11 protein-coding genes are annotated in these 14,958 nt (G+C 42.6%); 7 read left to right on the forward strand and 4 right to left on the reverse strand.

The window, feature by feature from the left end; all coding sequences use genetic code 11:
• Positions 1-179: 179 nt before the first annotated feature.
• Positions 180-1,190: a tRNA dihydrouridine(20/20a) synthase DusA gene (dusA, locus tag P2E05_RS02380; RefSeq protein ID WP_249999786.1), complete on the forward strand. Its 1,011-nt coding sequence runs from the start codon at positions 180-182 to the stop codon at positions 1,188-1,190.
• A gap of 45 nt (positions 1,191-1,235) precedes the next feature.
• On the opposite strand, the gene P2E05_RS02385 is transcribed toward dusA, so the two are convergent.
• The gene (locus P2E05_RS02385) at positions 1,236-2,219 is read right to left on the reverse strand and encodes an NADPH:quinone reductase (RefSeq protein ID WP_163860628.1); all 984 of its coding nucleotides are present in this window, start codon (positions 2,217-2,219) and stop codon (positions 1,236-1,238) included.
• Positions 2,220-2,558: 339 nt separating this feature from the next.
• Here P2E05_RS02385 and dnaB point away from each other — a divergent pair, with 339 nt between their 5' ends.
• From dnaB to P2E05_RS02400, 3 genes are all read left to right on the forward strand, one after another.
• Positions 2,559-3,968, forward strand: coding sequence for a replicative DNA helicase (gene dnaB, locus P2E05_RS02390; RefSeq protein ID WP_154623822.1), 1,410 nt, complete (start codon positions 2,559-2,561; stop codon positions 3,966-3,968).
• 174 nt (positions 3,969-4,142) lie between these two features.
• The gene (alr, locus tag P2E05_RS02395) at positions 4,143-5,225 is read left to right on the forward strand and encodes an alanine racemase (protein WP_154623821.1); all 1,083 of its coding nucleotides are present in this window, start codon (positions 4,143-4,145) and stop codon (positions 5,223-5,225) included.
• Between the two features lie 67 nt (positions 5,226-5,292).
• The gene (locus P2E05_RS02400) at positions 5,293-6,489 is read left to right on the forward strand and encodes an aromatic amino acid transaminase (RefSeq protein ID WP_196714001.1); all 1,197 of its coding nucleotides are present in this window, start codon (positions 5,293-5,295) and stop codon (positions 6,487-6,489) included.
• 110 nt (positions 6,490-6,599) lie between these two features.
• Here P2E05_RS02400 and uvrA read toward each other — a convergent pair whose 3' ends face one another.
• Positions 6,600-9,434 carry an excinuclease ABC subunit UvrA gene (gene uvrA / locus P2E05_RS02405; RefSeq protein WP_154623820.1) on the reverse strand — a complete coding sequence of 945 codons (2,835 nt, stop codon included), beginning with the start codon at positions 9,432-9,434 and terminating at the stop codon, positions 6,600-6,602.
• A gap of 397 nt (positions 9,435-9,831) precedes the next feature.
• Between uvrA and P2E05_RS02410 the strand changes: the two genes are divergently transcribed.
• Positions 9,832-10,350: a single-stranded DNA-binding protein gene (locus tag P2E05_RS02410; RefSeq protein ID WP_154623819.1), complete on the forward strand. Its 519-nt coding sequence runs from the start codon at positions 9,832-9,834 to the stop codon at positions 10,348-10,350.
• 607 nt (positions 10,351-10,957) lie between these two features.
• Here P2E05_RS02410 and aarP read toward each other — a convergent pair.
• A complete protein-coding gene (gene aarP, locus P2E05_RS02415; protein ID WP_154623204.1) occupies positions 10,958-11,365 on the reverse strand; it encodes an HTH-type transcriptional activator AarP in 408 nt (135 codons plus the stop codon).
• A gap of 157 nt (positions 11,366-11,522) precedes the next feature.
• The gene (locus tag P2E05_RS02420) at positions 11,523-12,689 is read right to left on the reverse strand and encodes an MFS transporter (RefSeq protein ID WP_272657866.1); all 1,167 of its coding nucleotides are present in this window, start codon (positions 12,687-12,689) and stop codon (positions 11,523-11,525) included.
• A gap of 377 nt (positions 12,690-13,066) precedes the next feature.
• On the opposite strand from P2E05_RS02420, the gene ivbL reads away from it, so the two are divergent.
• Positions 13,067-13,156, forward strand: a complete 90-nt coding sequence (ivbL, locus tag P2E05_RS02425; protein WP_154621822.1) for an ilvB operon leader peptide IvbL — start codon at positions 13,067-13,069, stop codon at positions 13,154-13,156.
• Positions 13,157-13,260: 104 nt separating this feature from the next.
• Positions 13,261-14,958 carry an acetolactate synthase large subunit gene (gene ilvB / locus P2E05_RS02430; protein ID WP_251465023.1) on the forward strand — a complete coding sequence of 566 codons (1,698 nt, stop codon included), beginning with the start codon at positions 13,261-13,263 and terminating at the stop codon, positions 14,956-14,958.

Raw genomic sequence — 14,958 nt, forward strand, 5'->3', positions numbered from 1 at the left:
TCGCACAGTACCATCTGCTCTCATTCTGAGGTCTATGTTATAATCGTCTATCTTATAGTATTTTCCATGGCAGATTTAGGTGTGGAGTTTCCCAAACAGGGGGCTTCAACGGGTGTTCTGGTAAAGCAAAAACACATTAAATAGGTCACAAAAGACATGGATACAAGACAGATACAACAATGACCGAAAATAAGGTTTTTCAAGGTATGACAGGTTACAAGAACATAAATAGATTTTCCGTTGCGCCGATGTTGGATTGGACTGACCGCCATTGCCGATACTTCCACCGTTTGTTGAGCAAAAATACGTTGCTCTATACTGAAATGGTCACCACAGGCGCTATTATTCACGGTAAAGGTGATTATTTAGCATTTAGTGAAGAAGAGCAACCTGTAGCACTACAGCTCGGCGGCAGTGACCCAGCGGCATTAGCACAATGTGCAAAGTTAGCACAAGCGCGTGGTTACGATGAAATTAATCTTAATGTCGGTTGTCCATCTGATCGTGTACAGAATGGCCGTTTTGGCGCTTGTTTAATGGCAGATGCTCAGCTTGTGGCTGATTGTGTCAAAGCGATGCAGGACGTGGTGTCGATCCCAGTGACGGTGAAAACGCGAATTGGTATCGATGAGCAGGACAGTTACCAATTTTTGTGTGACTTTATTGAGACCGTTTCAGCCAAAGGCGGCTGTGAAATGTTTATCATCCACGCTCGTAAAGCATGGTTATCTGGCCTTAGTCCAAAAGAAAATCGTGAAATCCCCCCCTTGGATTACCCGCGTGTTTATCAGCTAAAACGTGATTTTCCTCAGTTAACGATAGCAATTAATGGTGGAATAAAAACCCTAGAAGAAGCGAAAGAGCATTTACGCCACCTTGATGGTGTGATGGTAGGACGTGAAGCCTATCAAAATCCCGCTATTTTGACTGCGGTAGATAACCAATTATTCGATAGTCAATTGCCGGTGGTGAATGCTGTGGATGCTGTTCAGCAAATGTTTCCTTATATCGAAAAAGAGTTATCGCGAGGCACTTACTTGGGACATATTACCCGCCATATGCTAGGGATATTCCAAGGTATTCCAGGCGCTCGCCAATGGCGACGTTATTTGAGTGAGAATGCACATAAGAAAGGTGCAGATCTTGCTGTCGTCGAACAAGCCTTGGCATTAGTTACTCGAGATCAATAATTAGCGTTGGGATGGCAACCGCAGTTGGCATCCCAATCAAGCGAATTAAGGGATCAATAGGCTAGAACCTTGCGTTTTTCTCGACTCTAATGTGCGGTGTGCCGTTTGCACATCTTTTAAGGCAAAAATCTGTTGCTCTGGTACATCCACGTTCAGTTTGCCACTCAATATCATATCAAACAGCGCACGGCTGGCTTGATCTAGCTCGGCTCTATTAGTGACGTAGACCCCTAATGATGGGCGAGTGACATACAAACCGCCTTTTTGATTTAATATTCCTAGGTTGACACCTGTCACTGGACCAGATGCATTACCAAAACTCACCATTAAACCACGGCGTTTCAGTGAATCGAGTGAGGCAATCCAAGTTGACTGGCCGACAGAGTCATAAACGACATTCACTTTTTCACCGTTGGTGATTTCTTTAACGCGTGCAGCAATATCTTCAGTTTGGTAATTAATCACTTCCCACGCACCAGCTGCTTTGGCGCGTTCTGCTTTTTCCGCACTACCAACCGTACCAATCATTTTGGCACCCAGCGCTTTTGCCCATTGGCAAGCAATGAGTCCAACGCCGCCTGCTGCTGCATGGAATAAAAAGATTTCGTCGCGTTTGATTTGATAAGTTTGGTTCAGTAGGTAATAGACTGTCATACCTTTTAGGCCACATGCCGCGGCTTGATTAAAGGAAATATCATCGGGTAGATGGGCAACAGCCTGTTCTGGTACATTGTGAACTTCACTGTATGCGCCGAGAGGGCCTTGAGCATACATGACTCGGTCACCAGGGCGAAAACCTGTTACTTGGGAACCGGTTTTCACCACAATACCCGCAGCTTCTGTACCCAGGCCTGAGGGTAAATTGGCGACAGGGTATAAACCGCTACGTACATAGGTATCAATATAGTTGATACCTATGGCATGGTTTTCTATCTGAATTTCGTTATCGGCAGGGTCTTTTAGCTCAAAATCGGTATAATTCAGAACTTCGGGGCCACCATTTTGTACAAATTCAATGCGTTTTACCATGATCATCTCCGATAGTAACAGTATTGGACTCGTCGTCTTGCAAGTTATCTGTTGGTTGAGGTGTGTAGCGGACAAATTTTGTTCCTTAATCCCATCGTGAGCTAGTTTCACGGGAATCATTGGATTTGTTGGCTACAAATATTCGAATTATTTAGAAGCTGATTTGTCTACCATATCAATCACTCAATAATAACGCTATGGTTTCGTGGTATGAATTATAGGTTTATCACTCATCGGACAACGATAAAAATTCTGTTCAGGAAGTAAAGAAAGCGCCCTTCAATAACAAGTTTGGCGTATACTAATATGTTAGTAAATAATGGATGTGGATAAGAAAGTATGGCTAAGAAATACCCTTCAGAAAACAAAAACAGTGCGCCGCGCGACCAGCAGATGGAAGGCTTAAAACTTCCACCGCATTCTATCGAAGCGGAGCAATCTGTATTGGGAGGGTTAATGCTAGATAACGAACGTTGGGATACTGTTTCTGAGCGCGTTACCCATGCAGACTTTTATAGTCGTCCACACCGTACTATTTTTGCTCAAATGCAAACCTTGCTAGAACAAGGCAAACCGATTGATCTGATCACGCTATCAGAGTCCCTAGAGCAACAAGGTGAGCTGGATGTTGTTGGGGGATTTGCTTACCTTGCCGAATTGTCAAAAAACACACCAAGTGCGGCGAACATTAATGCTTATGCGGACATTGTTCGTGAACGTGCTGTTGTGCGAGATATGATCTCGGTAGCGAATGAAATCGCCGATGCAGGTTATGACCCACAAGGGCGTAGTAGTGAAGATTTATTGGACTTTGCAGAAACGAAAGTCTTCCAAATTGCTGAATCGCGGGCCAATAAAGATGAAGGCCCAAAGGATATTGAAGCGATTTTAGCGGAAACCATCGAAAAAATTGAAAAACTATACCAGCAGCCGCATGACGGTGTGACTGGGGTGTCAACAGGCTACCAAGATCTCGATAAAAAGACAGCCGGCCTACAGGGCTCCGATTTAATTATCGTCGCTGCCCGTCCATCAATGGGGAAAACGACCTTTGCGATGAACTTGTGTGAAAATGCGGCAATGACGGAAGAAAAACCGGTTTTGATTTTCAGCTTGGAGATGCCCGGCAACCAGATCATGATGCGTATGTTGGCCTCATTATCCCGTGTTGACCAAACGCGTATTCGTACTGGGCAGCTTGATGATGAGGATTGGGCACGAATTTCGAGCACGATGGGGATCTTGTCTGAAAAGCGTAATATGTATATCGATGACTCCTCGGGGTTAACGCCGACAGAGGTTCGCTCACGCGCTCGCCGTATTTATCGTGAACATGGCGGCTTGAGCCTAATCATGATCGACTACCTACAGTTGATGCGAGTTCCTGCGTTATCAGACAACCGAACGTTAGAGATCGCGGAGATCTCTCGCTCACTTAAAGCGTTAGCGAAAGAGCTTAATGTACCCGTTGTGGCGCTTTCACAGCTAAACCGAAGCCTTGAGCAACGTGCAGATAAACGCCCAGTCAACTCCGACTTACGTGAATCAGGCTCTATCGAGCAGGATGCTGACTTGATCATGTTTATTTATCGTGATGAAGTTTATCACGACAACAGCGACTTGAAAGGTGTTGCGGAAATTATTATAGGTAAACAGCGTAATGGGCCAATTGGTACGGTTAGATTGACGTTCAATGGCCAATGGTCTCGCTTCGATAACTATGCGGGACCGGCTTACGATGATGAATAAACACTCACCCGATTTCGAGATGTCATTGCGTTGACTCAGTTCACTCGTCTTAGCCGCATACTTTGGTATGCCCCTAAGGCGTTTTTTTGTGTCGTGTTATGACAACTGGAATGATTTCGTGTATTCACTAACGATAGTTTTAGTGATGAGAGCATAAAAATAAAAGAGGAAATAATGAAAGCGGCAACCGCATTAATTAACCGCCGCGCTCTGCGACACAATCTGCAACGCGTCAGAGAATTAGCACCACACAGTCGTCTCATTGCAATTGTTAAAGCAAACGCTTATGGCCATGGATTAACTGAAGTCAGTACCGGTATTGAAGATCTCGTTGATGGGTTTGGGGTTGCCCGTCTTAAGGAAGCTCTGGCATTAAGAGAAAAGGGAATAACAGCTCCCATCGTGTTACTTGAAGGTTTCTTTGAACATTCTGATCTGCCATTGTTAGTCACACACCGTATCGATACGGTTATCCATTGTATTGAACAACTTGAAATGTTGGAAAACGTTCAGTTAGCGATGCCTATCAAAGTTTGGATGAAACTTGATACGGGTATGCATCGCTTAGGTGTACTTCCTCAAGATGCGGAGGCGTTTTATCAGCGTTTACAAGCTTGTAAAAATGTCGAATTGCCTATCAATATTGTTAGCCATTTTTGTCAGGCTGATGAACCTGAATTACCTACAACCGCTAAACAAATCCATTGCTTCAAACAATTTATTGAGAATAAGGTCGGGGAAAAATCGATTGCGGCATCGGCAGGCATTCTATTATGGCCAGAAGCTCACTATGATTGGGTAAGACCGGGCATTATAATGTATGGCGCGTCTCCGCAAGAAGGAGTCCCCGCTAAATCCTTTGGTTTAGAAAGTGTGATGACACTTAAATCAACATTAATTGCCGTCAGAGAGCATGCTGCTGGGCAATGTGTCGGATATGGTGCAACATGGTGTAGTGACCGTGATACTCGACTTGGCGTCGTGGCAATTGGTTATGGTGACGGCTATCCTCGAAGTGCGCCATCGGGCACACCCGTTTTGGTTAATGGGCGAAAAGTGCCAATTGTAGGGCGCGTTTCTATGGATATGATCACCGTCGATTTAGGCCCAAATGCCAATGATAAAGTAGGTGATGAGGTGGTTTTATGGGGAAAAGCTCTGCCTGTTGAGGAAATTGCCAAACAAACAGGAATTATCAACTATGAACTACTGACAAAATTAACCTCAAGAGTTGTCATGGAATATGTAGACGAATAACTGACAAAGGGTTATTTTCAAAAGACGAGACGAAAAATAGAATATTATCTGATTATGGAGATGTCCTGTGTACCAACACGTTGATTCCTATCCTGGCGATCCCATCCTTTCGTTAATGGATGAATTTAATAAAGATACTCGTGAAAACAAAATCAATTTGAGTATTGGCCTGTATTATGATGGCGAAGGCAAAACACCAGAGCTAAAAACAGTGGGCCATGCAAAAGCGGCTTTAAATAAGCTGCCACCAAGTGCATCACTGTATTTGCCGATGGAAGGTTTAAAAGATTATCGATTGGAGATCCAACACCTGCTATTTGGTGCTGATTGCCCACTGATCGCTCAAGAGCGTATTGCAACAGTACAAACGATAGGGGGGTCTGGTGCGCTAAAACTGGGGGCTGATTTCCTTCACCATTATTTCCCTCAATCTGAGGTTTGGTGTAGTGATCCAACATGGGAAAACCATGCCTCTATTTTTTCTGGTGCCGGTACCAAAGTTCACTACTACCCTTATTTTGATGAAAAAACTAAAGGGGTTAAATTTGCTGAAATGCTCGCAACATTTAAGACGTTGCCAGCAAATAGCATCATTTTAATGCATCCGTGTTGCCATAACCCAACGGGGTCTGATTTGACACCTGAGCAGTGGGATGAAGTGACTAAAGTCGCAAAAGCACAAAAACTGATCCCATTCTTAGATATTGCTTACCAAGGTTTCGCTGAAGGTATTGATGAAGATGCTTATGCTATCAGAGCGATGGTCAAAGCAGGTTTACCGGTATTCGTCAGTAATTCATTCTCCAAAATCTTTGGTATCTATGGTGAACGTGCTGGTGGCCTATCTGTTATTTGTGAAAACCAAGAAGAACGCGACCGTGTTCTTGGTCAGCTAAAAGCAGGGGTTCGTCGCCTTTATTCTAGCCCTCCATCAAACGGAGCTAAGATTGTGGCGCAAGTGCTGACTGATAGCGAACAAAAAGCACAATGGTTGAAAGAAGTTGAAGAGATGCGAGTGCGTATTGTCGAAATGCGTACAGTCCTCGTGGACGAACTGAAAAAAGCTTTACCTGAAAAGAACTTTGACCATCTGTTAAAACAACGCGGTATGTTCAGCTATACAGGATTTACAAAAGAACAGGTTGCTCGTTTGAAAGATGAGTTTGCGGTCTATTTAGTCGGAACTGGGCGAGTTTGTATGGCTGGAGTTAACCGCCATAACGTGCATCGTATCGTTGAAGCTTTTGCTGCGGTTAGTCAGTAACCGTCGAGTGATATCGTAAAAAAACGCAGGTAAATCCTGCGTTTTTTATTACAGAGGCAGTGACACAACGCGGCGATCAAAAACCGCCATTGTTTGGGTCACCGTGATATTTAGTAGCCACGTGCCAAGATTGGTTTTAAGAAACGAGCAGTATGCGATTTTTCACATTCCGCCACCTCTTCTGGGGTACCTGAAATTAATATTTCACCACCACCGCTGCCCCCTTCAGGGCCTAAATCGACAATCCAGTCAGCCGTTTTGATAACATCTAAGTTATGCTCAATGACCACAATGGTGTTACCTTGATCGCGTAATTGATGCAATACCGTCAGCAGCTGTTGGATATCTGCAAAATGTAAGCCAGTCGTTGGTTCATCAAGGATATAAATGGTTTGCCCAGTACCACGTTTCGATAATTCACGTGCAAGCTTCACGCGTTGCGCTTCACCACCAGACAAAGTGGTGGCTGACTGGCCTAAACGAATGTAGGAAAGACCAACATCCATCAATGTTTGCAGTTTACGCGCAAGTGCAGGGACGGCATCAAAGAAATCACGAGCCTCCTCGATAGTCATATCAAGTACTTCGTGAATGCTTTTTCCTTTGTATTTAATCTCTAATGTCTCACGGTTATAACGCTTACCTTTACACTGGTCACAGGGTACATAAACATCAGGTAAGAAGTGCATTTCAACCTTGATCACACCGTCGCCTTGGCAGGCCTCGCAGCGACCACCTTTGACGTTGAAACTAAAGCGACCTGGATTATAGCCACGAGTTCGTGATTCAGGTACACCTGCAAATAGTTCACGAATAGGTGTAAAGACCCCCGTATAGGTGGCTGGGTTTGAACGAGGTGTACGGCCGATAGGGCTCTGGTCGATATCAATGACTTTATCGAAATGCTCAAGACCCTCAACATCTAAATAAGGGGCAGGTGTGATGGTCGTTGCACCATTTAATTGGCGCTGTGCGATAGGGAATAAAGTATCGTTGATCAGCGTGGACTTCCCTGAACCAGAAACGCCTGTAATACAAGTAAATAAGCCAACAGGGAGTTTAAGGGTGACATTTTTTAGGTTGTTCCCTTTAGCACCATGTAATTGGAGCATCTTGTCTTTATTCACGGGAACTCGTTTCTCGGGAATTTCGATTCGTCGTTCACCGCTTAAGAACTTACCCGTTAATGACTCTGGGTTGGCAATGATATCTTCTAATGTGCCTTGGGCAACAATTTGGCCGCCGTGCACACCGGCTCCAGGGCCAATATCAATAACGTGGTCTGCCGCACGGATTGCATCTTCATCGTGCTCAACCACAATCACGGTGTTACCTAAGTTACGTAGATGGATTAGCGTTTCTAACAGGCGGTCATTATCGCGTTGATGGAGTCCGATTGAAGGCTCATCAAGGACATACATAACTCCAACAAGCCCTGCACCGATTTGGCTGGCAAGACGAATACGCTGTGCCTCACCGCCGGATAAGGTATCCGCGGAGCGAGAAAGGGTTAGGTAATTAAGGCCTACGTTAACTAAGAATTTTAATCGATCACTGATTTCTTTTAGGACTTTTTCGGCAATTTTCGCCCTTTGTCCGCTGAGTTTTAGATTTTGGAAAAATGCCATAGCATGGCCAATGCTGTAATCGGCAATTTCAGGTAACGTGGTGTTTTCGACGAAAACAAAGCGTGCTTCTTTACGCAAGCGAGTTCCGTGACATGTCACACAAGGCCGGTTGCTGATATATTTCGCCAGTTCTTCACGTACCGCAGTAGATTCCGTTTCTTTATAGCGGCGCTCCATATTATTGAGCACCCCTTCGAATGGATGGCGGCGAACAGTGATATCACCTCGATCATTACGGTATTTGAACTCAATGGTCTCTTTCCCTGAGCCATATAAAATAATTTTTTGAATCGATGGGCTTAGGGATTCATAAGGAGCTTCAACATCAAATTTATAATGTTCCGCTAGGGATTGTAGCATTTGAAAATAGTAGAAGTTACGGCGATCCCAACCGCGGATAGCTCCTCCGGCTAAGGAAATCTCCGTACTTTGAATGACTCTTTCCGGATCAAAGAATTGTTGAACGCCAAGGCCATCACAACTTGGGCAAGCACCAGCCGGATTGTTAAAGGAAAAGAGACGTGGCTCTAATTCCATCATGCTGTAACCGCATACCGAGCAGGCAAAATTAGCGGAGAAAACGAGCTCTTCAGCTTGCGGGTCATCCATGTCGGCCACAATGGCTGTGCCACCCGACAATTCCAGTGCAGTTTCAAATGATTCAGCTAAACGTTGTGCAATATCATCACGGATCTTAAAACGATCAACGACCACCTCGATGGTGTGTTTCTTTTGTAATTCAAGGGGCGGTGGATCGGAGAGATCACAAACCTCACCATCAATACGCGCGCGGATGTAACCTTGAGAGGCTAAATTATCTAATAATTTGACATGCTCACCTTTACGATCTTTCACGACGGGGGCTAACAACATCATGCGGCGTTCAGAGGGCTGAGCCAAAACATTATCAACCATTTGGCTTACTGTTTGCGCTGCGAGTGGAATGTTATGGTCAGGGCAACGAGGTTCCCCAACACGAGCAAACAGCAAACGCAAGTAATCATGGATCTCAGTGATGGTACCGACTGTAGACCTCGGGTTATGAGAGGTGGATTTCTGTTCAATCGAAATAGCGGGTGATAGCCCTTCGATGTGGTCAACATCAGGTTTTTCCATCAGCGAGAGAAATTGCCTTGCATAAGCTGATAATGATTCAACATAGCGTCTTTGACCTTCCGCATAGAGCGTATCAAAGGCTAATGATGATTTCCCTGAACCGGACAATCCTGTAATAACTATCAGTTTGTCTCGGGGGATGATGAGATTGATGTTCTTAAGATTATGAGTGCGGGCACCGCGTACTTCGATATTATCCATTTACCACTTCCCGGATGATTTGATAGTGAACAATCATAAGTGGATCATTATCGCACAATTTAGACTGAATGAATATACAGTATTCTATTAAAAAAAAGATTATACATGTTATACTTCAAGCTCTCGCATTGCTGACGATACTGATTCGAACACATCATTATATCGATAATGATGCGGCTGACTGGTCGTCTGTTTGTTTATCAGTTGAATTCATTGAAGCCTATATTTTTTGTCTATCAACACTGATAATAATGATAGGGCTTAAATTTTCAAAGCGGTTCGCATTTTGATTGAACAGCGGGGATTTTCATCGGGAATGCGTATGCAATACTTGATTGGTCGTGTTAAACTTCATGACCAATACAGAGATTAAATCTAATGCATCAGGAGTGTTTAAATGGCCAGCAGAGGCGTAAATAAAGTAATTCTTATCGGTAACTTAGGGCAAGATCCTGAAATCCGTTACATGCCTAATGGCGGTGCCGTGGCAAACCTGACTCTGGCAACTTCTGAAAGCTGGCGTGATAAGCAAACCGGCGAAATGCGTGAGAAAACAGAATGGCACCGCGTGGTTATTTTCGGCAAATTAGCTGAAGTTGCGGGTGAATATCTGAAAAAAGGTTCTCAGGTATACATCGAAGGTTCTTTGCAAACGCGTAAATGGCAAGACCAAAGTGGTCAAGATCGTTATACCACAGAAGTCGTGGTTAACATTGGCGGGTCAATGCAAATGCTAGGCGGACGCGGCGGTGAATCTTCAGGCCAAAGCCAAGGTGGCCAAGGTGGTTGGGGGCAACCACAGCAACCAGCAGCGCAACAATTTAGTGGTGGTGGCGCACCAGCGCGTGCACCGTCATCGCCAGCTCCACAAAGCAGTGAGCCACCAATTGATTTTGATGACGATATTCCGTTCTAAGGCTCGCCTAAAAATAGAATGTTGAAGAATGATAAAATACCCTTATTTTAAGGGTATTTTTATTTGTTCAGGAGAGTCTTTGATACAATACTTATTATTCATATAGTTAACTAGGATGGCTAACTTTCTGTTCGCTTGATAAGCCTATTGTTTTATCGTTATGAGTATAAAAATTAATATCAAATCGTTCTTTAAAAAGAAAAACGATGATAGAAAAGAAGTGAATCACCCCCTGTTACTTATTTTATTATTTAAATTGAGTTATTGAACATTGATTTTAATGATGTGAATGAAATGGTGAGTTTGATTGAGCATCATTTTTAAACATAACAGAAAGGTATCGATAGATATTCCACGAAGGCGGCTTTTGTTTATTATTGATGTGTGTTTTGGGGATGCAATAACCTTATTATCATTCAATTATAGTTTTTTTATAAAGTTAAACCTTAAGGGTTTATTAAAATTTTATTAAGGTTTCTTTAAGTATTGTTTTAATGAATTATTAATGACTTCATTGATAAAAAAGCCCCTGAGAGTGATTACAAGGGGCTTTTTAGATAGTGATATCAGAAAGTTTTAAATATTGATGTTTTTTCATATGAAATAATTAAGCTACCTTTGGTTCCAGTAGTAGCGGATCATTATCATAATTATTTGCAAGTCGATATAAAGAAGGTGATGTACCTAAATACGCTTTAAATCTTTTTGCGAATGATTGTTGCGAGTCAAATTGATATTTAAGCGCAATATCAATAACTTGAAGTTTTGTTGTTTGTAAGTCTTTTGCTGCTTCACTGATCCTTCTGCGGCGGATATATTCACCAAGAGGCATACCGACTATTTTACGAAATACTCGCTGTAAGTGCCATTTGGTATATCCAGAACGTTGAGCAATATCATCGAGTAATAATCTTCTGGTTAGGTTTTCTTCTATCCAAACAAGAATTTCATTGACGACAGCAGATTGGAATTCAGTATATTTTTTACTGTATGAAATAGTTAATTTATTGTACATAATACACTTCCTAGTTATTAGGTATTAAGCATAGTATTCATCTTATGAATTTAAAATAAATAAAGCCTAAACAAACTAATAAGACAGAGAGTTTCATAATGATTAATAGTCATTGGGTTACTAAAGGTAAAATTAAATACTGTTGTTATGGTTTAGTTCATTGTGGAATATGTTTTTTTAATACGACATAGCTGCTCAAAATGAAAAGTGCAAAAATTATTGAGACTGTATTCATTAACTGCCAGCCTAATGAAAAGAACAGCACCCCTGCGCCAAGGCTACCTAATGCACCAAAGGAATAAATCAGGAAATCAGTCATACCTTGTACTTTCGCTCTCTCATGAGATTGATAACCGTACGGTAATAATTGGGTTGTACTGATTAAAAGTAAATTCCATGCCACTCCAACGGAAATCCCAGATAATAAGTAGTGGTAAAACTCAGTACCTAAAAGGTTAATAGTTGGAGAGAGTATGAGTAATAGAATACCGACAAAAATAATTTTTTTAGCTCCTAAGCGCTGAATCAAATGCCCAGTGAAAAATGAAGGGGCAAACATGCCAAGTACATGACATTGAAAGACGATAGCGATCAAAGGAAACGGGAAATGATTTTGTTTCATAGAGAGTGGAATAGACGCAAAAGTAAAAACAACCAATGCATAGCCAACGGCGCTCACTATCGCAATTAATTTTAATATGGGTTGTGAATATAACTGCTTGTAACTACGCTTCACCTCCATATGATTTTGTTTTTCTGGGGGAATTTTCTTTAATGGGATGTTTAATAGTAAGATAAAGGCGAGCACATAAATGCCCACTAAGGTACTAAAAGGGCCTGCAAATGGGTATTCAGTAAAAAATCGTTGTGTGACTACCGCGAGTGTAGGGCCGATTAAGGCGGCAGCGATTCCTCCACTCATGACTAATCCAATCGCTTTAGCATGCAAGAACTTAGGTGCCTCTTCTAATGCAGCGAAACGAAATTGTTGAGCCGTACCAATTGCAATGCCTGTAAAAAATAAGCCAAGCGAAAAGTAGGCTAAGTGATGATAAATAATGCCAATAATAGACAAGGTTGCGCCGATGATGCCCGCGATATTGCCCAAGATAAAACCTAATTTTCTGGAGTGTTTCTGCATTAAATATGCAATGGGAATGGTTGCGATAATCAGACCAATATATTGACTGAGTAATGGCAATGTGGAATAGGTGGGATCTTGGGAAAGACTTTCACCAATCACTACCGCGACCGACAGAACAATAGCATTACCTGTCGTAAACAATGCTAACGCAATAGTTAGCCACCAGACATTTTTTGGCATAATTCCCCCTCGATGCCGAAAGTTATAAACCTCAATAAAAATAAAGAGATATATTTAATTTTTATGGTTATTGCTATCTTGTAAGGAGGGGATTTTACGACTTAAAGTCAACTTTAAGTCAAGAGAAAATTGATAAGAAAATGAGACTTTTTTTCAATCTGTCTAGCTAGTGATAATGACTTTATTATCCTATTTTACTAGATAATTATCCTGTTGCTGTGTGTTGTGATATTGATCTCATTTTAAGTTTGCTGTGAATAAAAATCGAAAAAATGATTGTTATTATGAACAATATGTGTTTTCTTAAATGCACTTACACAAAATAATGATTAATAATCTAACCAATTAAAATCGACAGACAGGATTAACCCGTGAACATGACTCTTCATCATTCAAACCTACTACTTACCGCGCCATCAGCCGCGGTGGTCGTGCGTGTGGTGGTGGTCGTGGGCTTAGCGCCGTAACGGGTACAAATCAACGCAGATTTAGAACCCCGCCGGCGCAAACCGGACGGGGTTTTTTTATGACGCTCCGCCCGAATCCGCCGGCTAGTGTGAAGGATAAAATTATGAGCGAGTTGGGCACAACATCACCAGATAAAACCTGTTTTACAGGTGCAGAATTAATCGTCCACCTGTTAGAAAAACATGGGATTACCATTGTTTCAGGGATCCCAGGTGGCGCGGCACTCCCTTTTTATGATGCTTTAGGCAAAAGTAAGCAGATTCGCCATATTTTGGCGCGCCATGAGCAAGGCGCTGGCTTTATTGCACAAGGCATAGCACGTACCACTGGTAAAGCGGCAGTGTGTATTTCATCAAGTGGCCCAGGGGCAACGAATTTAGTGACGGCAATTGCCGATGCTAAGCTCGATTCTATTCCACTAGTTTGTATTACAGGGCAAGTTCCTTCATCAATGATTGGTACAGATGCATTCCAAGAAGTTGATACTTATGGAATTTCTATTCCGGTCACCAAACACAATTACTTGGTTCGTAATATCAATGAATTACCTCAAGTTATTTGTGATGCTTTTCGGATTGCAGAATCAGGACGTCCGGGACCTGTGTGGATTGATATCCCGAAGGATGTACAAACCGCGACTATCGAATTAGATTCATTACCTGAGATTCAGCCAAAAGATAAAGCCCCAAATTTTGATATGGAAAAGGTCATTCAGGCAGCTGAGATGATTAATCAGGCTAAGCGCCCAGTTCTTTATTTTGGTGGCGGGGTTATTAGTTCTGAATCGACGGAAACGGCGATTGCTTTTGCAGAGAAAGCAACACTGCCAACAACAATGACATTGATGGCGTTAGGCACTATTCCAATGCGTCATCCACTGTATTTAGGCATGTTGGGCATGCATGCAGCGCGTAGCACTAATATGGTTATGGAAGAAGCGGACCTGTTAATTGTTATTGGAGCACGCTTTGATGACCGTGCAATAGGTCGCGCAGAAAAATTTTGCCCGAATGCCAAAATTATTCATGTGGATATCGATAAAGCAGAGATCAGCAAAATTAAACGCCCTGATATTGCTATCAATGCTGATGCAGGGCAAATCCTAGAATTATTGCTGCCATTAGTTGAGCGAAATCAGCGTGAAGAATGGATGACAAGAGTTAATGAGTTAAAACAGAACTTTCCGCTGAATTTAAGTGAGGCTGATAATCCTTTAACACATTACGGGTTAGTGTTGGCGGCAGCAAGAGCAGCAGGAGAAGACGCGATCGTGACTACGGATGTGGGACAGCATCAAATGTGGGCGGCACAAGTTTATCCGTTATCACGTCCTCGCCAGTGGTTAACATCTGGCGGCTTGGGAACCATGGGATTTGGTTTGCCGGCCGCGATTGGTGCAGCTTTAGCGAATCCTGAGAAAACGATCGTTTGTTTTTCGGGGGATGGCAGCTTGATGATGAATATTCAAGAGTTGGCTACCGCAGTTGAACATCAACTTAATATCAAAATTGTTTTGATGAACAACCAGGCATTAGGGATGGTTTATCAGCAACAAGAGCTGTTTTTTGATAATCGTATTTATGCAGCCGCTTATCCATACCAAACCGATTTTATAAAAATTGCGGCAGGATTCGGCTTGCAGACCTGTGATTTAAATACAGAAGCAGATCCTGAGATGGCATTAGAAACGATTATGAATACAAAGGGTCCTTGCTTAATTCATGCCTTGATCGATGTGAACCAAAAGGTTTATCCAATGGTTCCACCGGGTGCTGCAAATATTGATATGATCGGAGCGTAA

It is taken from the genome of Providencia stuartii (assembly GCF_029277985.1).
Taxonomy (GTDB): Bacteria; Pseudomonadota; Gammaproteobacteria; order Enterobacterales; family Enterobacteriaceae; genus Providencia; species Providencia zhejiangensis.

Bases quoted from the DNA above. Each gene is read 5' to 3' on its own strand.
- dusA (WP_249999786.1), top strand. From the start codon at position 180: ATGACCGAAAATAAGGTTTTTCAAGGTATGACAGGTTACAAGAACATA.
- P2E05_RS02385 (WP_163860628.1), bottom strand. From the start codon at position 2,219: ATGGTAAAACGCATTGAATTTGTACAAAATGGTGGCCCCGAAGTTCTG.
- dnaB (WP_154623822.1), top strand. From the start codon at position 2,559: ATGGCTAAGAAATACCCTTCAGAAAACAAAAACAGTGCGCCGCGCGAC.
- alr (WP_154623821.1), top strand. From the start codon at position 4,143: ATGAAAGCGGCAACCGCATTAATTAACCGCCGCGCTCTGCGACACAAT.
- uvrA (WP_154623820.1), bottom strand. From the start codon at position 9,434: ATGGATAATATCGAAGTACGCGGTGCCCGCACTCATAATCTTAAGAAC.
- P2E05_RS02410 (WP_154623819.1), top strand. From the start codon at position 9,832: ATGGCCAGCAGAGGCGTAAATAAAGTAATTCTTATCGGTAACTTAGGG.
- aarP (WP_154623204.1), bottom strand. From the start codon at position 11,365: ATGTACAATAAATTAACTATTTCATACAGTAAAAAATATACTGAATTC.
- P2E05_RS02420 (WP_272657866.1), bottom strand. From the start codon at position 12,689: ATGCCAAAAAATGTCTGGTGGCTAACTATTGCGTTAGCATTGTTTACG.
- ivbL (WP_154621822.1), top strand. From the start codon at position 13,067: ATGACTCTTCATCATTCAAACCTACTACTTACCGCGCCATCAGCCGCG.
- ilvB (WP_251465023.1), top strand. From the start codon at position 13,261: ATGAGCGAGTTGGGCACAACATCACCAGATAAAACCTGTTTTACAGGT.